Origin of the sequence: Nostoc sp. ChiQUE01b (assembly GCF_034531255.1) — a bacterium.
In the GTDB taxonomy this organism is placed as follows: domain Bacteria; phylum Cyanobacteriota; class Cyanobacteriia; order Cyanobacteriales; family Nostocaceae; genus Nostoc.
In genome coordinates this window covers 21,053-47,075 of the sequence record NZ_JAVRBM010000016.1, presented here as the reverse complement: position 1 = coordinate 47,075, position 26,023 = coordinate 21,053, and the positions used below count along the sequence as shown (strand labels likewise).

The 26,023-nt window shown below is 40.1% G+C and carries 23 protein-coding genes; 5 read left to right on the top strand and 18 right to left on the bottom strand.

Going from position 1 to position 26,023, the window contains the following annotated elements:
• Window positions 1–92: 92 nt before the first annotated feature.
• The 13 genes from RMY63_RS13200 to RMY63_RS13140 all read right to left on the bottom strand — a co-directional run bounded on the left by RMY63_RS13200 (window position 93) and on the right by RMY63_RS13140 (window position 15,336).
• Window positions 93–1,193, bottom strand: a complete 1,101-nt coding sequence (locus RMY63_RS13200; RefSeq protein ID WP_322729136.1) for a glycosyltransferase — start codon at window positions 1,191–1,193, stop codon at window positions 93–95.
• A 325-nt stretch (window positions 1,194–1,518) separates the two neighbouring features.
• The gene (locus tag RMY63_RS13195; RefSeq protein ID WP_322729135.1) at window positions 1,519–2,832 is read right to left on the bottom strand and encodes an NAD(P)H-dependent oxidoreductase; all 1,314 of its coding nucleotides are present in this window, start codon (window positions 2,830–2,832) and stop codon (window positions 1,519–1,521) included.
• Window positions 2,833–2,964: 132 nt separating this feature from the next.
• A complete protein-coding gene (gene rfbC / locus RMY63_RS13190; protein ID WP_322660926.1) occupies window positions 2,965–3,510 on the bottom strand; it encodes a dTDP-4-dehydrorhamnose 3,5-epimerase in 546 nt (181 codons plus the stop codon).
• Between the two features lie 132 nt (window positions 3,511–3,642).
• The gene (locus tag RMY63_RS13185) at window positions 3,643–4,488 is read right to left on the bottom strand and encodes a phytanoyl-CoA dioxygenase (protein ID WP_322729134.1); all 846 of its coding nucleotides are present in this window, start codon (window positions 4,486–4,488) and stop codon (window positions 3,643–3,645) included.
• Window positions 4,489–4,509: 21 nt separating this feature from the next.
• Window positions 4,510–5,352 carry a phytanoyl-CoA dioxygenase gene (locus tag RMY63_RS13180; RefSeq protein WP_322729207.1) on the bottom strand — a complete coding sequence of 281 codons (843 nt, stop codon included), beginning with the start codon at window positions 5,350–5,352 and terminating at the stop codon, window positions 4,510–4,512.
• Between the two features lie 50 nt (window positions 5,353–5,402).
• Window positions 5,403–6,410, bottom strand: coding sequence for a glycosyltransferase family 2 protein (locus RMY63_RS13175; RefSeq protein ID WP_322729133.1), 1,008 nt, complete (start codon window positions 6,408–6,410; stop codon window positions 5,403–5,405).
• Between the two features lie 56 nt (window positions 6,411–6,466).
• A complete protein-coding gene (locus RMY63_RS13170) occupies window positions 6,467–7,402 on the bottom strand; it encodes a glycosyltransferase family 2 protein (protein WP_322729132.1) in 936 nt (311 codons plus the stop codon).
• A gap of 101 nt (window positions 7,403–7,503) precedes the next feature.
• The gene (locus tag RMY63_RS13165; RefSeq protein WP_322729131.1) at window positions 7,504–8,532 is read right to left on the bottom strand and encodes an SDR family oxidoreductase; all 1,029 of its coding nucleotides are present in this window, start codon (window positions 8,530–8,532) and stop codon (window positions 7,504–7,506) included.
• A 551-nt stretch (window positions 8,533–9,083) separates the two neighbouring features.
• On the bottom strand, window positions 9,084–10,298 hold the full coding sequence (gene lhgO / locus RMY63_RS13160) for an L-2-hydroxyglutarate oxidase (RefSeq protein WP_322729130.1): 1,215 nt from the start codon (window positions 10,296–10,298) through the stop codon (window positions 9,084–9,086).
• 117 nt (window positions 10,299–10,415) lie between these two features.
• Window positions 10,416–11,189: a glucose-1-phosphate cytidylyltransferase gene (gene rfbF / locus RMY63_RS13155; RefSeq protein WP_322729129.1), complete on the bottom strand. Its 774-nt coding sequence runs from the start codon at window positions 11,187–11,189 to the stop codon at window positions 10,416–10,418.
• A gap of 416 nt (window positions 11,190–11,605) precedes the next feature.
• Window positions 11,606–13,771, bottom strand: coding sequence for a tetratricopeptide repeat protein (locus tag RMY63_RS13150; RefSeq protein WP_322729128.1), 2,166 nt, complete (start codon window positions 13,769–13,771; stop codon window positions 11,606–11,608).
• 57 nt (window positions 13,772–13,828) lie between these two features.
• Window positions 13,829–14,611: a PP2C family serine/threonine-protein phosphatase gene (locus tag RMY63_RS13145; protein ID WP_322729127.1), complete on the bottom strand. Its 783-nt coding sequence runs from the start codon at window positions 14,609–14,611 to the stop codon at window positions 13,829–13,831.
• Between the two features lie 50 nt (window positions 14,612–14,661).
• Window positions 14,662–15,336: a vWA domain-containing protein gene (locus tag RMY63_RS13140; protein ID WP_322729126.1), complete on the bottom strand. Its 675-nt coding sequence runs from the start codon at window positions 15,334–15,336 to the stop codon at window positions 14,662–14,664.
• Window positions 15,337–16,082: 746 nt separating this feature from the next.
• On the opposite strand from RMY63_RS13140, the gene RMY63_RS13135 reads away from it, so the two are divergent.
• Entirely contained in the window at window positions 16,083–17,489 is a 1,407-nt protein-coding gene (locus RMY63_RS13135) for a response regulator (protein ID WP_322729125.1), read from the top strand.
• Between the two features lie 327 nt (window positions 17,490–17,816).
• On the opposite strand, the gene RMY63_RS13130 is transcribed toward RMY63_RS13135, so the two are convergent.
• A complete protein-coding gene (locus tag RMY63_RS13130) occupies window positions 17,817–18,998 on the bottom strand; it encodes a hypothetical protein (protein WP_322729124.1) in 1,182 nt (393 codons plus the stop codon).
• A 418-nt stretch (window positions 18,999–19,416) separates the two neighbouring features.
• Between RMY63_RS13130 and RMY63_RS13125 the strand changes: the two genes are divergently transcribed.
• The 3 genes from RMY63_RS13125 to RMY63_RS13115 all read left to right on the top strand — a co-directional run bounded on the left by RMY63_RS13125 (window position 19,417) and on the right by RMY63_RS13115 (window position 20,519).
• On the top strand, window positions 19,417–19,587 hold the full coding sequence (locus RMY63_RS13125) for a hypothetical protein (RefSeq protein WP_322729123.1): 171 nt from the start codon (window positions 19,417–19,419) through the stop codon (window positions 19,585–19,587).
• A gap of 158 nt (window positions 19,588–19,745) precedes the next feature.
• Window positions 19,746–19,946: a hypothetical protein gene (locus RMY63_RS13120; protein ID WP_322729122.1), complete on the top strand. Its 201-nt coding sequence runs from the start codon at window positions 19,746–19,748 to the stop codon at window positions 19,944–19,946.
• Window positions 19,947–20,021: 75 nt separating this feature from the next.
• Complete coding sequence (locus RMY63_RS13115; protein ID WP_322729121.1) at window positions 20,022–20,519, top strand: hypothetical protein; 498 nt, start codon at window positions 20,022–20,024, stop codon at window positions 20,517–20,519.
• 211 nt (window positions 20,520–20,730) lie between these two features.
• Here RMY63_RS13115 and RMY63_RS13110 read toward each other — a convergent pair whose 3' ends face one another.
• Complete coding sequence (locus RMY63_RS13110) at window positions 20,731–21,660, bottom strand: sugar ABC transporter permease (protein ID WP_322729120.1); 930 nt, start codon at window positions 21,658–21,660, stop codon at window positions 20,731–20,733.
• Window positions 21,661–21,831: 171 nt separating this feature from the next.
• Between RMY63_RS13110 and RMY63_RS13105 the strand changes: the two genes are divergently transcribed.
• On the top strand, window positions 21,832–22,506 hold the full coding sequence (locus RMY63_RS13105) for a GIY-YIG nuclease family protein (protein ID WP_322729119.1): 675 nt from the start codon (window positions 21,832–21,834) through the stop codon (window positions 22,504–22,506).
• 285 nt (window positions 22,507–22,791) lie between these two features.
• On the opposite strand, the gene RMY63_RS13100 is transcribed toward RMY63_RS13105, so the two are convergent.
• The 3 genes from RMY63_RS13100 to RMY63_RS13090 all read right to left on the bottom strand — a co-directional run bounded on the left by RMY63_RS13100 (window position 22,792) and on the right by RMY63_RS13090 (window position 25,669).
• Window positions 22,792–23,019: a hypothetical protein gene (locus RMY63_RS13100; RefSeq protein WP_322729118.1), complete on the bottom strand. Its 228-nt coding sequence runs from the start codon at window positions 23,017–23,019 to the stop codon at window positions 22,792–22,794.
• A gap of 19 nt (window positions 23,020–23,038) precedes the next feature.
• Window positions 23,039–25,339, bottom strand: a complete 2,301-nt coding sequence (locus RMY63_RS13095) for a heavy metal translocating P-type ATPase (protein ID WP_322729117.1) — start codon at window positions 25,337–25,339, stop codon at window positions 23,039–23,041.
• A 135-nt stretch (window positions 25,340–25,474) separates the two neighbouring features.
• The gene (locus RMY63_RS13090) at window positions 25,475–25,669 is read right to left on the bottom strand and encodes a heavy-metal-associated domain-containing protein (protein WP_322729116.1); all 195 of its coding nucleotides are present in this window, start codon (window positions 25,667–25,669) and stop codon (window positions 25,475–25,477) included.
• Window positions 25,670–26,023: the final 354 nt, after the last annotated feature.

Here is a 26,023-nt window from a genome sequence, read left to right as displayed (position 1 = left end):
AGATTCTCCGAAGAATACCTATTTTTTTACAAACCGCCAATGAGGAGATATCAAATAAATAGGTAATCTGATAGTGGAAAGAGATTCAGAAATCAAATGAATAATTGATGCACGCCACAAGCTTGATTGATAATTTGCTCAACCTTGCTAAAGAATGCATTTTCGGAAAAGTTTGCTACTGCATGATTACGGATGCGATCGTAATTCCAAGAAATGCCATTGGCTTCTAGTAAGGCAACTTGTAAAGATTCGGGTGTTTGTCTTTTGAAAAAGACTCCTGTTTCACCTGGAATTTGAGTATCTAATACTCCACCCGCTCCATAAGCGATGACTGGTGTACCGCTAGCGTTAGCCTCTACTGGAACTAACCCGTAATCTTCTAAGGCTGCGACAATAATAGACTTGGCTTTGGAAAACAAGTCTTTGCGGGTTCTATCACTTACGTGTCCCAAGAACACAATATTTTGTAATGCTTTGGATTTTAACCGTGCTAGTTCTGGCCCGTCACCAGATATTAATAGCCGCCACCCTAACCAATTAAAAGCTTCGACTATTATATCAAGTCGCTTATAACTGATCATCCGGGCGGAGGCCAGATAATATTCATCTTTTATATCTGAAAAAACAAATTTACTAGTATCAATTGGATAGTTCACCATCATTGCCTTTTTGCCATAAATATTTTCAATTCGGCGGGCAACAACACTGGAATTAGCAATGTAAAGGTCAGGCTCCTGTGCATATTTCAAATCTAGCTTTCTCATTACTTGAAATACTTGTTCGATTAAAGGAGCAAAATATCTATAGTCCCCGTACTCTCTTAAATAAGTTGCTGTATCCCATAAGAAGCGGGTGACGTTATGGCAAAAACAAATGTGGTGGGCATTGGGATTTTTTCGCACTGCTTTGGCGAAGCTGGTGCTACTACTAATAATTAAATCGTATTCTTGCAGATCCAAAGCACGAAAGGCAGGAAAATATAGAGGAGCCATCGACCTAAAATATTTTGCTGCACCAGGAATCTTTTGTAAGAAGGTTGTATTAACTATGCGATCGCCTAGATCGATCGTTTTTTGGGGATCGTACAAAGATGTGAAAATATCTGCTTCGGGATAGCGCTTACAAAGCAGTTCAAACACACGCTCTGCCCCACCTCGCTGGGTTAAATAATCATGGACGAGAGCAATTTTCATGAAATTTGACCTAAAGTTTCGATCGAGTTTGTTGAAACGCTCCCCAGCAAGTTACTATCATGTCCGCTTGGTTACTTATTAAACCTCAAGAACCCCACCCCGCCAAAGCTACACTTTGTCTCCCCTAAGAGCCTGCGGAGAGGGGTGCAATGACTGTGGAAATCATAACTAATTAGCAGGACTTGATATTACTATCAACAACTTTAGTGTTCAGTAGTATACTTTCCTATCCTCTTGATGAAATTCTGGCGACAAATATATAGGGGCGTACAGCTGTACGCCCCTACAGCTAATTCATTTGTGGCAAATATTTTTGGAACCGATATTATCCAACTGCTACTAAGATTTTTTCTGGAGCGAAATAAGTATTTTGTTCAGCTCGTAGTTGGTCGCAGAGTCTGCCTTCAGGTAATTCTATATCCTCATAAGTAAGGACTTGATCTTTAGAAATATCTCGTTTGAGGCGGCACCCTTCAGCTAAACCCATTGGTAGAAGATTTTGCTGTTGGACGATATCGGAATTTTCACATTGTCCGTAGGTCATGTAGTGGCCGATGCCATCTAAGGTTTCTCCTGCTTTCAAGTCGATTTTGGCGGTGGTGACAACATCTACTAGCGGGCCTGCTAGCGGAGACATCACAGCATCACCAAATAAAACAGCACGCGCTACGGACAAGGGAACTTCAAAATGACAGAGGTGATAAGGAGTATAGAAGCTGTAAAGTGGGCCTTCGCCTAATTTGTATAAGTTGAGATAGTGGCGTTGCTTGGGGTCGTCGTGAGTGGCAAATACATATACACCTGGGCCTGGTTTTGCTCCAACTACATAATCGACAATGCCGCCCAGTTCTTTGAGTTGTTCAACATCATATAACTGGGTCATTTCATCGACATGACCGCTGAAGTCATATCCCAACATTCCCCGTTTGGCGACTTTCATGCCTGTGGCATTGGCAACGATCGCTTGCTCGAAGGAAATTTTGCTTCCGTCGGCGAAGCTAGTTACCATGTGGGGCTTTTGACCCCAACGTTTAGCAAATCCTTCCTGGGTGGTGGGATTGCGATAAGGGTCTTGGAGTCCTTTAATGTTACCGCACAATAAGGGAGTTAAACCAATGCTTTTGACAAAGCGATAAAGGTTCATTTGTACTCCTGGCTGATCGCCATCACAAGCGCTGAGAATCACGCCTGCTTTGTCGGCATACACTTTCAGAATGGGGCCAATGGTGCCATCGAGTTCAGCATTCATCATGATCACATGTTTGCGGTGGGCGATCGCTTCCATGACGATCCCTGCGCCAAATTCCACCGCACCTGTGACTTCGATTAATGCATCGATGCCTTCAGCCCGACACAGTAACTTAGCGTCTTCTGTGACTGCATACTTATTGTTAGCGATCGCATCTTCTAATTCGCTGACAGTTGCAACAACTTGAATATCTTCAATTCCTGCTTCCGAATAAGCTTGTTTAGCTGCACCAATCTGACGATTAGAGATAGCAACTAACTCCATTCCTGGCACTGAATTGACAATTTGGTTGGCAATTCCTCGACCCATAAAACCAGCACCAATCATTCCCACCTTGATAGGATTTCCTGCTGCTGCACGGGCTTGTAAGGCGCGATCGATAATAATCATGAACTAAACTCCTTTTTGGAACTGTTTGTTGTGTTACAAATTCTCGATAATTTTGCACTTAATAATTCGTTACGGCTAAATATTAAGTACATTTTCATTAATGATAGCTACTAACTGGTTATTTGCTAGATGCTATACGCCAACAGTCATCATTCTCAACAAAGGCCAATTTAAATCTTTCTCAGAGATTTCAGTCACATCTAGAGGCCAATCAATGTTAAAGAATGGGTCGTCATAGCGTAAACCTCTTTCATATCCTGGAGTGTAAAATTCACCCACTTGATATACAACTTCAGTCTCATCTGTGAGTGCTTGATAGCCATGAGCAAACATTTCTGGAACATATAAAGCGCGGCGGTTTTCTGGGGTTAGCTCTACACCAATGTGTGATAAAAAGCTAGGAGATTCAGGACGCATATCAATAATTACGTCGTAGATTGCGCCTTTAGTACAGCGAATTAATTTTGTTTCTGCTGCTGGCAGAATTTGATAGTGCATTCCCCGGATAGTGCCTTTTTTGTAATTAAAAGATAGGTTACATTGAGCAACTGTTGGCTTTAATCCGTGTGCTTCAAATTCTTGAGCGCAGAAAGACCGAGCGAAAAAACCACGGTGATCTGGCTTTTCTTCTAAATCAATGATGAATGCGTCTTTGAGTGCAGTTTGAGTGAAGATCATGAATGAATAACCTTGAGAAGAATATTGAAGACAACAAAACTTGGCAAGTTTGAAAAATTAACTTGTTACAAACCTGAACAAAAATAGTTTGGAGCGGGTTTTTCTACTAATAAGTAGGTTGTTTTGACTGAACTATATGGCGCTATTAATGACTGGTTCAGTTAACTTTGGTTGGGGAAAAGTATTGTCTCGATATTGAGTACAAACTTCTGGGCGATCGGGAGAAGTAGAAGTGTAGCAAGAGAATAGAGTTAACCTATCTTCTGTGCGTAATGTACCGTGATGTATGGCTTTTTTGGGATCTACAATAATCACTGTTCCTGCTGATCCTGTACAAGATTTCCAAGCCTGTTTCGGGATAATTTCATTTAGTTCTTCATCTGTGATGCCTAAATGACCAGATTGCCAAAGCTTGTAGTAAGTACGGTAATAGTTTAATCTCAACAAAGAGGTTAAAGAGGCTGGAATATATTCAAAGGGGCCGTGCTTTTGTTCTACATCATTTAAGTAAATAATGATTTTGATCATGCGGCGGTCTTCTGCATCTTTGTGCCATAGTTGTGTACCAAACTGATTTTTATTGGGGAAATCCTTGCGGAGATGTACACCATGAAAAATGATCGGCAGACCAATGTAGTTTTCAATGATGTTTAGAAGCCTTTTTTCACTTCCCCAAGTAGCAAATTCAGGTAAATATGTAACTGTGTAAATTTGGGGAAATTTTTCATTTGAATCGTCGTTATTGACAGATGCCATTTGGGACGAATAACTATAAGCTGCTTTGAGCAATTCTGATGTTGAATCAAATCCCAATTCCGTAAGTGTGGTGATATGAATACCATCACATTTAAGATCGTCAAGAATTTGGCGATCGCCTTCTTCTAGTGCAGGCAAATTAGTAGCATGTTTTAAAAGTGCTAATCTGTAAACTAACTCAGATCCCACTGAAGATATTTTGCGTTTAATCTTGAGCAGCATGGCATGATTACCTTTAATAGACTATCGGCTATTTTCTATTTGTTGCCTTAACTCTGCTCTGGGATAAGTATCATCCCAGTATTGGGTGCAGAGGTCTGGTCTTTCAGGAGGATTGGCGGTGTAACACAAGAATAGTGTTGACCGGTCTTCTGTACGGACTGTGCCGTGATGCAAAGCATTTTTCGTATCTACAAGAATGACAGTACCTGCTGGGCCTGGGCAGGATTTCCAAGCTGATTTGGGGATGACTGGTTTTACTTGTTCATCGTCAATGCCCATATAGCCTGATTTCCAAAGTTTGTAGTAAAGTTGAATATAATTCCAACTAAATAAGGAAGTTAAAGACCGAGGAATGTATTCAAAAGGCCCAGTTTTTTCTTCTACATCATTCAAGTAAATAATAATTTTGATAATCCGACGGTCTTCTGCATCGCTATGCCATAACAGCGTCCCAAACTGGTGTTTATTATTAAAATCTATGCGTAAATGTACACCATGAAAAGCAATAGGCAGACCAATATAGTTTTCGATGATATTGAGCAGTCTTTTCTCAATTCCCCAGGCATAAAATTCTGGTAAACCTGAAACTGTTAAAATTTGTGGTAACTTTTGCTCTAGATGGTCGTTGTTGGGATTTTCCATCTGAGATAATTGCTGGTAAGCAGCTTTGAGCAGTTCCGAGCTAGAATTAAACCCTAAATCTGCAAGTGTTGTGACGTAAACACCATCTTTTTTGAGAGCCTTAAGAATGTGGCGATCGCGCCCTTCCAATGCTGGCAGATTTCTGCTATGCTTCCAACGAGCTACATAATATTGAAAGTCAGCAAACAGTGTAGATATTTTGCGTTTAATTACACTAAACATGTGGTAAATTATTTCTAGTTTCAATGTCAATTTATTAGTAATTTAGTAGTTTATGGCTTATAACTTTGGATTTCTTGAGCAGATATTTCACTTGATTCTGCTAAACTAAAATCTTTAGAAACCATCACGTCAAAAGCACATAAACCGACTAAAGCCAAAAATGGGACTACTGTCTTAATAGCAGACATAGGCCATCTTCTTAAAGCACCTAAGAAAACTTTCAAGTTGACTTCTTTACCGTTTTGCAAAAGCATCCGCCGACAAAACTGTTTAGAATATCCACTTTGCTCCAATTTCAAAATTACTTCAGGTATGTGTTTGTATTGCATTAACAGTGCAGATTTTGGTTCTTTCTGCCAATAACTCACACCAACAACACATTCCAAATAAGTCTCTTTCGTGACAATTACACGACCATTAGAAGCACAATATCCGGCTAAATATGCTAAAGATATCCAATTATTCTCAGCATCTTGCCAATTTTGTAGAGCACATTTCACTAAATCAGTGCGGTAGATTGTAGCAGTCAGAAAAATGACTGCACCGACACTTTTAGAGAAACAATGCTCAAATATAGCTTTACCATCACCATCACCATCTTCACTATCTATATCAAACCAGCGATTACCAACAATTGTTGGTGGATGAACTGGTTCACCAGTAATTTGGTTTCGACCGGAAAAGTTGAGAAACAATAATGATAAATCTTCATATTGCTTAAGTTTGTTAATCACATAAGCAATAGCTCTATCTTGAATTGGGTCATCGTCACCAATTGTCCAAACATATTTTGTTGTCGTCGAATTCAGGCAATACATAATATTTTTGACAACACCTAAATTCTGAGAATTTTTATTTGATTTAAATGGGATACTGCTAAGTATTATTTGCCATTTTTTAATCACATCCTGAGTATTGTCTGTTGAACAATTATCAGAAACTAAAATTTCACAATCATCTTCAAAACCTTTAATAGCTTGAGCTAGCCATGCTAACTGTTTATCCAGCAATTCAGCACGATTATAAGTCGGTATAGCAATGGTCAGTAATTTCTGCATGGTAAGAAATAGTAGTTAAGAAATTGATATATGAATGGTTACAGGCTAGTCTCTAGCTATTTGGGTGGAAAAATAATTGCCCAAGCTGATATGCTTAACAAACGTAGGTAAGGAATAAATATCTTGATTGTCAAGAAAGGCCAACGTTTTAAAGCACCTAATAAGATTTTTAAGTCAGTTTTTTGATGAAAATTCTGCCAAATCATTTCCTGACAAAATTTATGAGGATATCCTACCTTTAGTAGTTTTATATAAACTTCAGGTATGTATGCATATCGCATTTTAAAGTTCCATGTTGGGTCAAGATCTAAAAGACTAGCGCCCATAGTACATTCTAAATAAGTGTCTTTAGTGACGATGACACTTCCATGAGCAGCGCAAAATGCAGTCCAATATGCTTGAGACGCCCAATTATTAGTAGCAGATGGCCATTTTTGTAAAGCGCGTTGTACTAAATCTGTGCGATAAATTGCTGCCGATATAAAAAGTACACCACCAAAATTTTCATTCAGGTAACTTTGAAATACAGCTTTACCATCAACTCTTAGTTCGTCGTTATCACTATTTAACCAGCGTTCGACAACAAGTTGACCTGTTTGTTTTTGACGACCAGAGAAGTTTAAAAACACTAGTGCTAAATCTGAATATGTTTTTAGTGTTTTTAATACATAATCTAAGGTTCTCTCTTGAATTGGATCGTCATCACCAATTGTCCAAACATATTTACTAATTGGGGCTTTTAAGCAACAAGCAATATTACCCATGACCCCGATATTTTCACTATTCCTGTTTGATGTAAATGTTACGTTACTAAGAATTATTTGCCACTTTTTAATAACTTCTTGGGTATTATCTGTAGAACAATTATCAGAAATAAAGATTTCACAGTCAGACTCAAACCCTTTAATGGATTTAGCTAACCAAGTAAGTTGTTTATCTAAAATTTTGGCACGATTGAATGTAGGAATTGCGATAGTCAGCAATTTATTCATATAGCGATTTGTAAATAATTTGATGGATGGAATAAGCCCGAATCAAATAGTGTTGATTCGGAAGCTTAGATTATTTGTTCGTTGCTGCTAGACGACTTGAGCTATTTTTTATTCCAGAAGAAATCTTTGTCAATCTGCTCTGTCCGAATTAGATACTCTAGCTGTTTTAAGCGAGTAAATCCTCTAAACAAGAAAGTATCTTCAGCCATGTGTATTTGACTGAATAAATCAAATAGCTGCTGGGCACCAAGTTGGGCATTCCAATCACACTTAAATCCGGGTAGAATTGTGTTGATTTTCTCGAAGGATACGCGATAGCTGCGGTTATCTGCGCCGTTGTCACCAAAGGATAGTTTACAATCTGGGAAAACATCAGCAATAATTTCCGCGATTTCTTTAACGCGATAGTTATTCGCTGTATCTCCCACGTTGAAGATTTGGTTATGTACAATGTCTCGTGGTGCTTCTAAGGTGCAAACTATTGCTTTGCAAATATCCAATGCGTGGACTAATGGCCGCCAAGGTGTGCCATCACTAATCATTTTGATTTCTTTACTTGTCCATGCCAACCCTGCTAAGTTGTTTAAAACAATATCAAAGCGCATTCTAGGAGAAGCACCAAAGGCTGTTGCATTCCGCATAAAGGTGGGAGAGAAGTCATCGTCAGCGAGTGGTGCGACATCTCTTTCTACAAAAGTTTTACATTCTGCGTAGGCTGTTTGGGGATTAACTGCGGATTCTTCTGTAACATCACCTGCGGTAGCAACACCGTAGACACTGCACGAAGACATATATACAAAGCGACGCACATTCATAGCCTTAGCCAGACTAGCCAGACGAACTGAACCTACATGATTAATTTCATAGGTAATATTGGGTGCTAATTGTCCGGCTGGGTCGTTGGAGAGTTCCGCCATGTGAACTATGGCTTCAATACCTTCCAAATCATCAGGGGTGATGTTGCGGATATCTTTATTAAGGGTTTTAGGTGTCACTCCACTAGGGTTGTACAGCCAACCAACTTTATAGAAGCCGGTATCTAGACCAATAACTTCATGTCCTCGTTCGATTAACAGAGGCGGTAATAATGAACCTAGATAACCTTCTGTTCCAGTTACTAATATTTTCATTGTGGTTAATTCCTTTGTATTGTGTTGATGAGTTAAATTCTTCGTTTAGCTAGACGCATAGATGTACGCCTTAGTACCGCAAGGCGGAAGTCAAAAGGAGCCAGTGTGTTGGGGAGACATCGCCGTGGTGAGGCAGTCCGGTCTTGGGGGTTTCCCCCATGAGGAACTGCCGAAAGGGTTTCCCGACTTGAGGCGACTGTCGTCGGCTCTGCCGACTTGTTCGCGCAGCGTCTTTGACAGGAGAAGCAACTGGCTCTCAAAAGTCAAAAGAATTGTATTCTGGGTTTTTACGCCATTTGAAAGGTTCTTAATTGATGCATGACACTTTTTTCTTGTGGGATGGGTGTCTTATACCAATTCAATTAATGATTGCAACACATCCTTGGGTGAAGTGAAGACGCGATGAATCGCGTCTCTACAAATGGTGTATTTATCGCATTCTTTTTTCCAATTGGTATTACCTGTTTCTTGTATTTTCAGGCAGGTAAAGATGCCCACTATACTAGATTCATCCCTTAATTCAGCAGTCCCGGAAATAACAACTATGCTATCTATGCAGTTACTACACTCTCTAGATGCGAAAGTTGGGGAATTTCTGCCACAAGCGCTTTGCCGATTTCTAGAGAAGAAGTGGCAGCAGGAGAAGGAGCATTGCAAACATGAATGGAGTTTTGACCGGAAACAATCAAAAAGTCGTCTACAAGCTTGCCATCGTTCATTAAGGCTTGAGCGCGGACTCCTGCATGGGTAGGGACTAAATCTTCTGCTTGGACTTCGGGAATTAGTTTTTGCAAACTTTTAACGAAGGCTGCTTTACTAAACGAACGAATAATTTCTTGGATGCCTTCAGGCGCATGTTTGGCTGCCAATTTCCAGAAACCGGGATAAGTCATCACTTCCAGAAAATCGCCCAAATCAAAGTCGGTTTTTTTGTAACCTTCGCGTTTGAGAGACAAAACTGCGTTTGGCCCTGCATGGACGCTACCATCAATCATCCGGGTAAAGTGGACACCCAGAAAGGGGAAATCTGGATTGGGAACTGGGTAAATTAGTGTCTTGACCAGATAGCGTTTTTCTGGGGTGAGTTCGTAGTATTCTCCCCGGAATGGCACAATTTTGGCTTGGGGTTCAACTTGACCTATTTTGGCGATGCGATCGCTATGCAATCCAGTACAATTAATTACAAAGCGGGTTTCAAAGTTACCGTTGTTTGTTTGCAGTACCTGATTTTTACCACTTGGAGAGATTTTTAGGACTTTTGTATTCAGGTGTAAATCTCCACCCTGCTGTTGAATAAGCTGGGCATATTTTAAACAAACTTGCTTGTAATTAACAATACCAGTTGAGGATACCCGAATTCCACCTACACATCTTACGTGAGGTTCAATTTCCTTAACTTCTTCGGGGCTAATTCTCTGGACTTCTATGCCATTGTTTAAGCCGCGTTGGTAGAGATTTTCTAAGCGTGGTAGCTCTTGTTCTTCAGTTGCAACAATTACCTTACCACAAACTTCATGGTCAATTCCATGCTCTTGGCAGAATTCTACCATTGAACGAGAACCATCACGACAAAATTTAGCTTTGAAACTCCCTGGCTTGTAGTAAATACCAGAATGAATTACCCCGCTATTATTGCCAGTTTGGTGAAATGCCCATTGACTCTCTTTTTCTAGTACTAAAATACGGGCATTGGGATAGCGTTTTCCTAAAGCCAACGCTGTTGAGAGTCCAACTATTCCCCCACCTATAATCGCAAAATCATACATTAGTATTATCGCACTTCAAATTACAGTAAATCTATAAAGTCATTTGTCATTTGTCATTTGTCATTTGTCATTTAACCCTAACTCCTAACTCCTAACTCCTAACTCCCAACTCCTCTTTTACCATACCTTCCAAGGAGCCTGATTGTTTTTCCACAGCCCTTCGAGATAGTTTTTATCACGTAAAGTATCCATCGGTTGCCAAAACCCATGATGTTTAAAAGCAGATAGCTGTTCCATATCAGCTAGCTTTTCTAATGGCTCTTGCTCCCATACCGTAGAGTCATCAGCAATTAAGTTGATTACTTCTGGTTCTAACACAAAATAACCACCATTAATCCAAGCTCCATCACCTTCCGGTTTTTCCCGAAAGCTGGTGATTTTGGTTTGCTCATATCCTAAAGAAATAGCACCAAAACGTCCGGCTGGTTGAACAGCGGTAAGTGTTCCTAAGCTATTTTGTTCTTTGTGAAACTTAATTAGCTCGGTGATATTAATATTACTGACACCATCACCATAAGTAAAGCAAAAAGTTTCGTTACCAAGATGTTCGCTGATTTGCTTTAAGCGTCCGCCTGTCATTGTATTATCACCCGTATTTACTAAGGTGACACGCCAGGGTTCTGCATAACCAGAATGCACGTTCATCTGGTTAAAGCGCATGTCAAAGGTAACATTTGACATGTGTAAGAAGTAGTTAGCAAAATACTCTTTAATGATGTAACCTTTATAACCGCAACAAATGATGAAATCATTAATGCCGTGGGCAGAGTATGTTTTCATTATATGCCAAAGAATTGGCTTACCACCAATCTCAACCATCGGCTTGGGTCTAATACTGGTTTCTTCACTGAGGCGTGTACCAAGACCTCCAGCCAAAATCACCGCTTTCATGCAATTACCTCGGAGATTTGTAGGGATATGATTATTTGACTTTTTCGAGATGAAGAGGATGCACTTCAAGGGAGAGAAATGTGTTTCTGATTTCTGTTTCTCCGTCAATAATCTAACTATAATTTGCGATGAAATTATAAAGGTAAGATAAATTAAAATCTTTTCTATATAAAAGCTCTATGAATATCTATAAATACAGAAATATAGCAAGGGACTGGGGACTGGGTGAAAAGTCTTTTTGTATCTAAGTTTTATCATCTGTTGATGTCCTAATCACCAAGGCTTGTGCTATAAATTACTCAATTAAATAAAAATATCACTTATAAAATAACTAGGATTAGCTGGTGCTAACCCTAGTCAGGCTTGATTTTTTCAATCAAAACCAATAATATGCTAGTAACAAAACTTACTTGTTTCTAGTTAGTTTTTTCCATGTTACTTGAACCTTGGAATAAAGGGTCACATTTGTTTTCTACAACTACGCACATATTGCTAAGTGCTTGTTGATAATTATCCATGTCATCTTGCTCAAGAAATATTTTCGCAGATGCCTGTATATCTTCGACAGCTTTTGTCTGGTTTTTGTTAGCTTCACTACCGCCATATTGTGCCAGTTCATAGCGAACCATACCTCGTTTGAGATATGCTTTTGCTAGTTTAGGGCTGAGAGTTAATGCTTGGTTAAAGTCAGCGATCGCTTGATTATATTCTTGCTGATAATTGCTGCTATATTGAGCAATTTGATAATAGACAACACCCCGCTGAAAGTAACCTTCTGCTTTGGAGAGATTAAGTTTTATTGCCTGAGTAAAATCTGCGATCGCTTTTTTGTAAATTTGTTGAGATTCACCGCTGTATTTAGCCATTTGGGCGCGGACAATTCCCCGTCTGATATAAGCTTCAATTTCATTATTATCCAGACCAATGGCTCGATTATAATCAGCGATCGCTAGATTATATTCTTTATCAGGATCGTTGCTATATTCGGCGAGCATATAGCGGGCATTACCCCGATTTACCAGAGCTTTGATTTGATTGGGATGGATTTTCAGAGCTTGGCTATAATCTGTAACTGCTCCTTCATAGTCTTTCAGGTTATAGCGGGCATTACCACGATTTACAATTGCTCTAGCATGTGTCGGTTCTTGTTCAATTGCTTGGCTAAAGTTGACAATTGCTTTCTCATAGTCTCGCTCTTTGTAAGCAATATAACCTTGCTGATAAGAATCAGCGAAGCTGAGTTTATTATTTGTCTTAGGAGACTTGATTGCTTGTTGGGTGTAAGCATTTTGGTAAACCAACGGCTGAGTAAATTTAATCATTACGTCTGCATATCCCAATAAACCAAAACCCAGCAAACAACAAATAATCGGGTACAACTTTGACTTTTTAGAAGGTTTATATGAACCGCTGGGAGTCATTGGCTGCCAGTAATTAACTAGCTGCTGCGGTGACATGGCTCGCTGGGGAAAATGCGGTGTCTGACCGTAGCGTTTTCTCGCTTTGATGCGCGGTTGGAGATGTTCTCTAGCTTCTATAGCCCGATGTGATGGAAATGGGTCGCGTCCACCTAATCGTACAGTACGTTCACACCACGGACAGCTACGCATGTGGTTGTTGTAGCGATGCTGAGGATTTGTTGTGCAGGTAATTAGGGAATCTTCGGCTTCCGCGATTGCTGAGAGCCAAGTCTGGGCACTGGGGCGCAGTTGGGGATTGTTGTGACCCTCTTCAAAACAACGGACAAATAGTTCCTGTAAGCTGGGATGGAGAATTTCCCAAGGGGGGGCAATGGGTGTCGGCAGGTAGGGTACGTAACGCTTTTGGCTGTAAGTGAAATGGCCCGATGCAATGCGTGCTTCGTAAGGCGGTGGCTCAATCGCACCTTGAAAAATCCCCGAAAATGGGTGAGTGCCTTCCATTAAGAGTTGAAATACTAGCACCGCTAACCCAAATAAATCGTGAGAGATTTCGCGATCGTGCTGGGCAAAAGTTTTATTCTGTAGTTCTGGTGGAGTAAACTCTGGTTTACCTACTGGACAGCGATAAACAACATTGTTATTTGGGTCGATTACTTGGAAAGAGTCTGTGTCTATCAAAGTCACCAGTGCTGTATCACTGACGAGAATATTAGACTCGTTCACATCACCAATGCAATATCCACTAGCGTGCAAAGCTGCAAAAGCTGCCGCCAGGTTACGAGCCGTGCGGAGCAGGTACTGATAGTTGAATAGCGGGCAGTGTTGCCGACGGGTTCTGGGGTTGTAAAAGTCGATGATTGGACGCATCCCCTGAATACGTGGCATTAAAAAGCCCAGGATGCTATTTTTGCCATTTGCCGCCCGTAATAAATCTTCTGGCCAAGCGATAGAGATATGCCCTAAACTCGCCGTAGGGTTTTCTGGCGGGTTGGCAAGCATCGCCTGGAGTTTATCAGCATGGGCAGTGGTTGGCTTGTGGTAAATCTTCGCCACCAAGTCGTTATCGGATGGCACTGCATAAACACAAGCTTCACCGCCACGTCCCAAACTGACATTGAGACTGAGGATTTCTTTTTTAGGGGAACAACGTAGTACCTGCATAATGAAATTACCGCTAACGGGAGTTATTGTAAGATGTGAAACCTGTAAATTGATTGCTCACGAGTCGTTGAATGCTGCTATAATGAGTGTTAAGTCATCATCAGTGCGTTGCGTAATCCGCTCTGAGCGTAAAAATTTTACTAATTGCTCCTTCGCTTCTGTCTTATCCTCGATGTTGGCGACAAATTCAAACAGTGGAAAAAAGAACGGTTTGTGAGGTTCGCCAACAACCATATTCAAAGCCAGCATTTGTAATCCATCGGTAATGATACCAACATTTACAATGTCTGTACGCCATAATCTCATTTGTGCTGTATCTAAGGCATTAGGCGAAGTTAAAAAAGTGGTTTCGTTGATATATTGACCGCTGTCAGGCATCGTCAGTGCCAACAGGTTGCCCATACAATCTTTTGCCACTGCCAAACCATCACCTATTTGCACCACAGCTACAACTTCTGGTGTGGCAACCAGCATAATTAAAGTAGTTGCTAAATCTTGAGGCTGTTTGTCACAAGTAGCCGCCTCATCCTCCACAGCTTTTTTGGCGGCGAATATGGCATCATTTAAGAGCGATCGCACCAATGTATCATCAGTCAAACTTTTTCGGGTCAGCCCTTTAGTAGAAATGTTTTCTATTGCTGTCTCCACAGCAACCATCGCTCCCACTTTCCCAAGGCTAGCAGAACCCGCGCCATCTGCTGCGGCCGCCACTAAAACATTATCTGACAATATCTGCCAGTGATGAGCATCCTGACATAATTGATTGTTTTTTAAGTGACTTGTACCACATACAGACGCAGCCACAATCCGCCATTGAGCAATCTGTTTTGATATGTTCATAATTTTTTTTCTAGCAGCTAGCTGTGTAAACATCAAGCTGCAATTTTTAATTAAACAGTCCCCCAACCAATCGGCGGTAGTGCTACCTGTTCGTCTATTTGTGAATGAGAAACAGCCGACATACTAGTTGACAGCCAGACAAACATTTCGATAAAATTTAATCCTTTAAGCTTTAAGGGAGTACGTACAGTTATTTGATTTAAACGCGTCATATTCGCATTTTCTACTCCAACTGTAAAGAATGCTACCCGCTTGTTCGCCTCATCTCCCTGTAGGCGGTGTGATGCTTGCTCTACCACTTGCTCTAACTCACCTTGGGGTTCTCCATCGGTAATCATAAATACCCAAGGACGATAGTAAGCAATCCCGTTGGCACGATACTGAGATTTCCGCTCTTGAATTATGTCCAAAGCTTTATGAATTCCCGCACCCATTGTAGTCAAGCCCTGCGCTGTCAAAATAGGCGGATTGAATTGATCGGCAGTCACAAAGTCTTGTACTACATTGATATTACTATCAAAAGTGACGATCGCCACTTCCACCCGTCTGGCAGCTAAGGAATTTTTGACTAATTCATCCTTTAAGCTTAGTAAACCTTGATTTAAAGCCTCAATCGGCTCTCCTTGCATCGAGCCAGATGTGTCTAATAAAAGTACACAAGGACAACGTGGTTCTGGGTTCTCAGCAAATTCTACTACTTCATCAAGTTGTAATGTATCATGCATAACTTTTTGTGTTATGTTAAAGTCCAAAGCTTTATTTCCCTTTGTTCAGAGTATATAGTTTCAATCGCCGAGGCGACTACAGAATATAGTATCTATTGGTAGATGCTCTAATCTTTATTAAACAAATTATTTTCATAAAGTTCTCTATATATTTAAGATGAACTTGACCACAGCTTAGTTTAGCAAAAAAGAGTTTATCAAAACCCAGCATTACCTGTTGTAATGTATCTACCAAAAAGTTATATCCATTAAACCTACAGTACAATAAATACGTAAACTTTACTAGATAAGTTTTTAAAGATTTTATGTAGAAGAATCGTTTCTTTAAGGAAAAGTAATTAACCATAATTAAGCTCGTTAACTCTAGAAGTATACCAGTGTAACTGCCCGAACTTGGAATCAAATTTGCCTCTGGAGTGAGTGGGCATAAATAAACGTCATTGTTAAGGTCTTCACTCAAGAGTTGTCATTAGTTATTAAAATTCAAAATTAACCAACATCTACTGATAATTTAGCTATGATAGATGCTTACCTTTATTTATACCTCGTTGTTGTTTGAGAGAAATTAAGTAAAATGTGCCAAATGTAACAAACAACTTAGAAAACTTACAATTTTTAATATATGTACATATTTTCAAATAAATAATTTGTGGGTAGAAAAATATTACAAAGAAGAGAATACTTTATAGCTCATATTTTCAATCTACAAATGTTTGGTTGTTGATTCCGCAAAAAACTTGAAAAATATGAATAACTCAGGTACATTTACCAAACTACGTCCTCTAAGTTTGTTAAGACAATTATCCAACTGTTCCGACAGTACTTGTTTACAAGTATTGAGTAACTCAGTTTCTTGGTCGATTTACTTAGAACAGGGCAAAATAACTTACGCTACCCATTCCGTGGAACCCTTTGACCGACTAGAACGCCATTTGCGACGCCTTAGCCAGCAAATTCCACTCCTGACTAATGAGGTTCGCTCTCAAGTACGGCTGATGTTTGAACCTGACTCACACAGTCAGTTAATCAAAGATGACAGTAATTCCAGAAGCCACCCTCCTGAGTATCAGGCTATATCCTGGCTTGTTAGTCAACAACATCTACATTCTACACAAGCAGCAGTGCTGGTTCAAGAATTAGTTAAAGAGGTAATTGAATCATTTTTGCTCATCAAAGAAGGTACTTATGAATTAACAGAACCACTTAATAGAATGCCAAAAATTTGCAGGTTAGGTGTAGAAAAAATTCTAGAATATTGCCAAATAAGATTACAGAATTGGCAGGATTTTGTCCCGAAAATTTCTTCTCAATATCAACGTCCATATCTGTTGATTAACAGCAAATTTGATAACCAAGATTTACCAAATCTACAGCCAGATTTAATTAATTGGATGAAGGGTTTTAGCCTGTGTCATCTGGCTGTAATTTTAAATCAAGATGAAATTCAACTAGCTCGCAATTTATACCCTTACATCCTTAAGGGTGCGATTATCCTCCATGAACCCGATCCACCTTATGATAAATTACCAAAGATTTTTGAGGAGCGATGTCTAGGGCAGGCTACGCCTACGCTTTTCTCAAAATTGATTCTGGGGTTAGTTGACACCAAAAAAGAACTAAGTACCACTATCGATTCTTACCAAAATATTCCTGAAGATAAAATAGTTCCTGTTCAGCGATTACCAGAGATTTCTACTCCTTCAAAAGAAAACTTTCAGAAACCAACAATATCAAATAACATAAATTCTACTTCCCAAAGAGTAACGGCTGCTACTGTAACGGTACAAAAAGTTCACAAAATCGTTTCTGTAGATGATAGTCCCACAATTCTTAAAGAAATTAGTTATTTCTTAGAAAATGAAAATTTTTCTGTAGTGACTATTAACGATCCAGTGAAAGCCGTTTTGTCAATTATCAGGCACAAACCGGATTTAATTTTGTTAGATTTAAACATGCTAGGAATCGATGGCTATGAGTTGTGCCGGATTATACGAAACAATTCACTATTTCAAAATACTCCTATTATTTTTGTCACTGGAAATAAAGGAATTGTAGACAAAGTAAAAGCTAAATTAGTTGGGGCTTCTGGATATCTGACTAAACCGTTTACTCGCGCCGAATTACTAAAAATAGTCTTTATGCATTTGACTTAAATTAACCACCTTATCCACTACATTTCAGAGAGTAATACTTCTGGGTTAATTACAGATAGGACTTACGCAAAAAGTGCTAAAAAGCTTAATTTATTGAACTGCCAAGAACGCCAAGAATCGTAGAGTTTGCTTAAGTCCTAACAGATTAAAATTCTTGAAGTGCTAAAAGGTTGATTCTTGCGCCGCTCAATGAGAGCAATGTCAACTGCAAAGCTTAACCCAGAAGTATTGTATTCAAAATGTAATCAACTGAAGTTGGCAAAAAGGGCGATTGCCATAATAGGCAGGCTTACCGATGCAAAACTGGCTCCTGTCTGCTACAAACTTTTAGGCTATGCTAGAGAAATCATAATTTGGGTTGTTGTAGCCTGGATTTGATATGGCGGATGTTACAAGGTCAGAACTACTGAGTAAACTGCTGACATCAGTTCCTATATTTTGGCTAGGCTTAGTACTACCTAGCGATATCAGTTCGCCATTAACAGAGAAATTCCAGCCTTCATTACCAATGAGTGTTTTGTCATCACCACTGGCTTCAATCCGGTTTCCAAGGAGATTGCTGTTAGTTACATTGGCAGTGTTGCCACTACCAAGAACGTCGTTTTTACTACCAGGTAGTATATTGGCATTACCAAGGATGTCGTTGTTATTGCCTAAGTTCCAGTTACCGTTACCGTTGGTTGTGCTCTCGTTACCAAAGCCCCAGTTGCCATTACCTTCGGTTTTGCCGCCATCACCGTAGTTCCAGTTACCGTTACCGTTGGTTGTGTTACCGCTACCAAAATTCCAGTTACCATTACCGTCGGTTGTGTTGTTACTACCATATAGCCAGTTACCGTTACCTTGGCCACTGTTACCGATTGCATTTGCACCATCTAATTTTTGAATATCAGATATCCAGCTGTCGCTCTTATAAGGTACAGGTTGACCGTTGCTAGTTTCAGGTAGGTTGCTACCACTTTCCTTTGAAGGCGGAGTGCTGCTAAATGGTAAGTTACCAGGGAGGTTGCTACCACCACCAGATGCACCACTACCAGATGCGTTAGTAGCACTAACGGGGTTGCTACCACCACCAGATGCGCCACTACCAGATGCGTTAGCACCACCAAAGGGGTTGCTACCACCACCAGATGCGCCACCACCAGATGCGTTAGCACCACCAAAGGGGTTGCTACCACCACCTAACGCACTAATATCACCGCCAACAACTCCGATGAGTTGATTGAACGGATTATTGGTATCAGTTAAAGCCCGCTCGTCAAGTGGTCGCTCGTAATTATATTTGTACTTTCCATCTTCACTGGTTGTGGATGAGTTACCACCACCGATGAAGGAAGCGAAAGTATTACTACCACTAGCAGCGCCACCAAAGCCACTGCCACTATCTAGACTGCTGCCATCGGTAGACTGCCATTTGCCATCACTGAAAGAAAAATTGCCATTACCAGTTAAATTGTTGCTAGTACTTTGTGACCCAGTAGTTTGATTGCTATTGCCAGAAGTTGCCATTAGAATTAAACTCCTATTACTCAAGTGAAAACTGCTATATCGAAAGGAAGATGAACGACATGAATGAAAGCTTTTTTTACTTTCATTTTCAATAAAAAATACTAATAAAAACAGCAATCACCACATTTAGTAAAAGTATATAAAATCAGATTTACATTTAAAATGAACAAAATTTCGATTGTATTGCCGATTTTTTAGATTGGATTGTCTATTCTTTCGGTATTGTTGAGGTAGATTTCAGAAAAATATCCAAAAATCCTTATAGTGAAGGCTTTAGAGGCAGTTTTTACAGTGATTTTTCGGTACAAACAGAGCAAATTTACCTCTTTGGAGTTCTAGAATACAATGCAATGTAATTACACTACAAAAAAGAGTGAAGTGTGATTTTTGTAGTCTATTGAGTGAGAAAATATTACTTGTGAGATTTTATCGAGTTTTAAAGATTCAAGTTATGCGATCGCCAGAGCAAACGCATCTAAATTACTCTCGATCACAACCAATGTTAAGAACCAACGAAAAAATCAGCATTTCTCATTTGATTTATTTTCCTAGTCTCAAAGCCATGTCTACGACGGGCTACGCCTTGTGAAATCGTGGTCATTGCTCATCGCAAAAAGCTGGGCTTGTTGAGAACAGAGAAAAAATAATGTCCCTTTTACATAATGTAATAATTGCTAAAATATGGACTAATAATGCTAGAAGTAAAACTAGAGTGAATCTTCCAAGATAAATTAAGCAACAAATTCTTTGAAAAGCGCTGTTGAAGTTTTTGAAATCAGAAAAAAGCTTGTGTATTTAGATTCCTGGTTTTATGGTATTTTAGCTGAAGCGAGAGAAACCAAACGGCTCTCACTTGTAATGGTTATGCAAAAAGCGATGTCTACGACGGGCTGCGCCTACGCACAAAAGTTAGCTAATTGCGTTTTATCTTTTAAAGCTTCACTTTAGCAAAAAACAGAAGAATTTATAAGTCTGCTTTCTGGCTCAACTAATAATAAAATTCCTGACTATGGAGTATAAAAAATGAAAAGTGTAGTAAGTGCAGCAGTTATATTAACATTTATTGGTGGAACAAATTGCCTTCCTAGCTATGGACTCTTATCAAATATTAAGCCTTCAAACATAGAAGTTCAATCAATTGCTCAAAGTAATCATCAACAATTGATTGCTAGAGTTGGAACTACTTTAGATACTCCATTTTATCTGAGATATGGAAAGACAGCTTACCTCCCCACTGAAAATATTGAAATTAAGTTTTCACAAGTTATCCAGGATTCTCGCTGCCCTTCTGATGTAACTTGTATTTGGCAAGGGCAAGTTATTATTGGATTAGACATCATAAAAAATGGTCAGCAAGTTTCAACATTAACGCTAACCCTTATACCAGGTCGTGATCCTTTACCAATTCAATTTTTAGATAAATATTCAGTGAGATTCATAGGGCTTTCCCCGTACCCAAAGAGCACAAAGGCGATCGCGCTTAAAGATTATATTGCTAAAATTGTTGTTAGTAGAAATTAGATGACCAACCTTTGACACGCTTTTTTTCTGAAACAAAACACCCGGATTTTTCACAAGTGAAAAATCTGGGTGTATGTAGTTTAATGTCAAAATCAACCAAGTAAAAAATCGTGTCTGTTTTCATGCACTCTCGATATTTAAATATTTTAAGATTATCATAACTGAGAGAAGATGATTTTTCTAAATTTAATATATTTAAATTAAGGCAATATTAAATTGTGATATTATCATCACCTTGCTGATTAATAGTTAATCGCAAAATTGACAATCCTAAAATTATCAAAAATAGCACTAGTCCAATAGTGCAAGCATAGCTAATTTCCAAGTTATTGAAGGCTTGCTCATATAAATAATAAACAATCGTTTTCGAGCTACTGAGTGGGCCTCCTTGAGTCATAATGTAGACTTCTTCAAACACTTTGGTCGCAGAAATAGCCGAAATTACCGCTACTAGTGCTAGATATGGCTTCATTAAAGGTATGGTGATATCCCAATGTTTGCTAATACCATCAGAGCCATCAATAGCTGCGGCTTCGTACACATCAGCAGGAATTGATTGCAAACCTGCTAAATAAATCACCATGTAGTAGCCTAATCCTTTCCACACGGTAACAGCCATGACGCTGGCAAGAGAAATTGGTACAATGCCAAAAATTTTTGCTGGGCTAGTTAGCCAAGGAATACCTTCTGGAAAAAGACCTAAAGCTTTAAATAACTGATTCAGTAATCCGTTTTCTGCATACAGCCATTTCCAAGCTATTCCCGCAACCACCATTGAAATTACCACTGGAGTGTAGTACGCTGCTCTAAACCAATTCATTCCCCGCAGTTTCTGATTTACCAAAATTGCCAGTACTAAGGGAGCAATTACTAAAATTGGTACTACACCTACAAGATATAAAAAAGTGTTTTCTAAGGTTTTCCAAAAAACTGCATCTTTCCAAAGCTTGAGGAAGTTAGCGAAACCTATCCATTGTGGCGGCTGGGCAATGTCTTCATAGCTAGTAAAGCTGAGGTAAAACGCTTGCAGTGCAGGCCAAAAGACAGTTAAGCCTAAAAGAACTAAGGCGGGTAGTAAAAATAAATAAGGGGTAAGCCGCTGTTTGATGAACATCCAATTTTTAGGTATCAATTGATTCATAAGAAGTTTAATAGTTGTTTTTGCTTTGTCAGAACAAGGATTTGGAGATGTGAGTAGATTTAAGCTTCAATATTTTAAGGGCATATATTTGCTTGTGTAAGTATTGGTGTAGCCTCTGGTAGAGAAGCTCGTCGTAGACATCACTAATTAATGACTCGGAGATCAACTGTAATGGAAACTCAGCACAATCCGCCAATTGAACATCAAAATGTCCCCATTAACCACCGTGGACTGCATGATTTTTTGTATAGTTCTGACAACGAACACGCCGCCATTGAGGTGAGTATAACTCCTGAACTGGCAAACAATGGTACTGAAATCATTGACTTTGAGGCTTGGAGTGTAGCTGCTCAGAACGCTAAAATTGCCGGAGTTTACGCAGTATTAGATGCAGAACGCCGTACGCAGTACATTGGCTATTCTCGGAATGTGTTGCTTTCCCTAAACAGCCATCTTCGCCAAAATGGTGAGCAAAAGTGTGCTTTTGTACGTGTGCAAGCATTCAAGTTTCCCAAACGTCAAGAAATGGAAGATTTGCGAGATGCGTGGATAGCAGAACTCGAAAGTACGCCACCTGGTAATGGAACCGATTGCGGAATGTGGGCTAGTACTGTAGGTGAAGCGACTAAGGCGGTAATGTCAGAAGCCCAACTTCAAGCCTACGAAGAGAAAAAGCTAAAACTGCGGAAAGCAATGGCTGATACAACCCTTTCTAAAGAGTCAGAAACAATAGATGCGAGTGAAGCCGAACGTCAGCGTCAACTTGAAGCTGCTGTGAAAAACGATGATTGGAGTGTAATTATCGACGCACAGACACAGGAAACTAATATAATTCCTCTGACCTGATGCTAAACTGTTCCACATTTAAGTCGCATAAAATAACAACAAGATAAACCAAGGGTGTGTGCATCATGCCAGTCAAAGGATTCCTCAAAGCAAAACAGAGAGAAAACTTACAAAAAGCAGTGAGAAAAAGTGATTGTGCGTTGGTCAGAGAAAGAGCATTAATGTTGCTGCTGATGAACGACTAACACTAATAGACATAGGAGTGAAAATTAATTCTGCGTTGCCCGAAATCCTTGGTAGGCACAATTCATGAATTGTGCCTACGTCATTTCACCAGATGTCTAATCAGGAATCAGGACTTTTATAGAGAAGAAACCACCACAACTCTAGTCCAATTAAAGCTAAACCAGCGATCGCAACCCCAATTTTCAAGCCCAAAGGTTGCTCGATACGGTGAAATTGGCTGTTTTGCTCTGACAAGTGATTTGGCATTTCTGCTAATGCTACGCCTGATGTTCCAGTGAGAAGCACTAAAGCTGTAAGGCTTCCCCAAAGCGTTTTTTGACTGAACATTTCCTAAATTCCCCTGCAATTATGAGCTAATTTTTGGTTGAAAGTTACGCAATCTGAGGGCATTGCTAACAACAGACAGCGAAGAAAGAGCCATCGCCGCGCCAGCGATAATTGGATTGAGTAACCAACCAAAGATAGGGAACAAAATTCCCGCCGCAATAGGAATACCAATGACGTTGTAAATAAAGGCAAAGAAGAGATTTTGCTTAATATTGTTGATGGTGGCGCGGCTTAGTTGAATAGCCGTGACAATTAAGAGCAAATCTCCAGAAATTAGGGTGATATCGCTAGCTGCGATCGCTACATCTGTTCCCGTACCAATAGCAATTCCCACATCAGCCTGTGCTAGGGCTGGGGCATCATTTATCCCATCACCTACCATTGCGACAATTTTAGATTTTGGATTTTGGATTTTGGATTGAGAATTAGCAACTCTCCCTTTCTCCCGTTGCAGAGATTGAATAATCGCCGCCTTTTGATCTGGACGCACTTCGGCAAAGATTCGCGAGATACCAACTTGTCTTGCGATCGCTTCAGCAGTTTTACGATTATCTCCGGTAAGCATTACTACTTCTAAACCTAACTTTTGTAAAGCTTTCACTACTGCTGCTGATGAAGGTTTGAGGGCATCGGCAATACCCATTATTCCTTGTAGTTCGCCATCTACAGCAATCAAAATGACTGTTTTACCAGCAGCTTCCCAAGCACCTTTATATTGCTGGATACTCATGGTGTTAATTCCAAGTTCTGTTAACCAGCGTTGTGTACCAATTTGTACAAGCTGATTTGAAACAATTGCTTGGACACCACTACCTGCATTAGCCTGAAAGTTCTTTACCTCTGTTAAACTCACTTCTTGAGACTGGGCATATTTCACCACAGCTTCAGCTAAAGGATGCTCAGAATTTTGTTCCACCGTTGCTGCTAACTGTAAAAGCTTGATTTCATTACCATTAGCTGTGCCGTTGACAGTTACAAAGTCTGTAACGGTGGGTTTACCTTGAGTCAAAGTGCCAGTTTTATCTAGAACGATGGTTTGAATTTTGTGTGCTAGTTCTAAGCTGTCAGCGCCTTTAATCAAGATGCCGTTTTCCGCACCTTTGCCCGTCCCTACCATTACAGATGTGGGGGTAGCTAAACCCAAAGCACAAGGACAAGCGATAATCAATACACCCACCGTTGTCATTGTTGCTAGGGTGAGGTTGCCAGTGAAATTAAACCAAATGATGAAAGTGGCGATCGCAACGGCAATCACAGCTGGTACAAACCATCCTGTCACTTGATCTGCCAAGCGCTGAATTGGTGCTTTAGAACCTTGGGCTTGTTGCACCAGTTTGACAATTTGAGCCAAAAATGTATCATTTCCGACTCGTGTCACCCGAAACTGAAATGCACCTGCACCGTTAATCGTCGCCCCAATCACCTCATCTCCTGGCTGCTTTTTGACTGGCAAACTTTCACCCGTCACCATCGCTTCATCTACTGTCGAAGCGCCTGCAATCACCTCACCATCTACCGGAATCTTTTCACCAGGACGCACTAAAATCACATCGTTGATTCTGACTTCGGCGATGGGAACATCAATTTCTATTCCATCACGGATAACTCTGGCATCTCTAGCTTGCAGTCCGATGAGTTTGCGGATAGCTTCAGAAGTTTGTCCCCTAGCGCGATTTTCTAACAACCGCCCCAACAAAATTAAGGTAATGACAATGGCGGCAACTTCATAATAAATATGAGGTATCAAGCCCTGAGCAATAAAAAATTTCGGAAAAATGGTGACAAACAAAGAATATAGATAGGCTGCACTTGTACCTAAAGCAATTAACGTGTCCATCGTTGCTGTATGGCGCTTGAGGGATTTCCAGCCATTGCGGTAAAAAGATCCACCACACCAGAACACGACGGGTGTTGTCAGAACTAACTGCATCCAAGAATTTTGCAGGAAGTTTGGAATTAGAGGCAAGTTCAACCCAGTCATCATCGGCAACGACCCCAAAAGCAGGAAAATGCTAATTACACCTCCTACCGCTACCTTGAGGGAGAGTTGGCGTTGTAATGCTTGCCTACTCGCTTTCTCAGCATCATCTTCAAAGAGCAATTCTTCCTGGAGTGAGTCAGAAGAGTATCCCGCAGATGCGATCGCCGCTTGAATTTTCTCTAAATTCGCTAGAGAGCGATCGTATTTGATGATAGCTTGCTCTGCTCCAAAATTAACGTTGCAGTCAATTACCCCAGAAACAGAGCGAATTGCCTTTTCGATATTGTTGGCGCAAGCAGCACAACTCATGCCTCGAAGTTTGAGTGTGAGAGTATCCATAACTAGATGAATCCCTTTGGTGTGGCAGAATCTTGAATAGGGGAGATGAGGAAGCAGGGGGAGATGAGGAAGCAGGGGAAGCAAGCAAACAATTATTATTCCCCCTCATCCCCCTCATCCCCCTCATCCTCTACGTTAGGTAACTGGATAACCCGCAGCAGCTAACGCTTCCTTAATTGCTGTTTCTGATGCTTGAGTTTCTACACTGACAAGCTTGGTTGTTGGATCAGCCTCAACGCTAGCATTGGCATCGACTGCCTGAAGTGTTTTGGTGATGGTGCTTGCACAAGCAGAACAAGCCATGTTGGGAACTGTGAGTTGGAGAGTCATAGATTTACGGGATAAAATGAACAACTTAGCCAGACCAAGCTGGATTACTGGGGGACATCCATCAACAGTCAGAAATTCCTGGTTGAGAGTCGCCTTAAATTTATCCTAGACTCTCTAGCCGGCTGGAGAGTCTAGAGATTTTTAAAAGTTTTTCGCTAAACTTCAAATTTCTTTACAACTTTGGTTTGACTGAGTAACCTTGCCCATCAAAAATACAACGTACTACAACCCGACTGTCATCCAGAGTTTCCTAGTTATATAGCAATCCTATTTGATTTGTGAAAATGCACGGTGTTTAGATCCCCGACTTCTTTGAGAAGTCGGGGATCTAATTTTTTACCAATGATTTAGGAT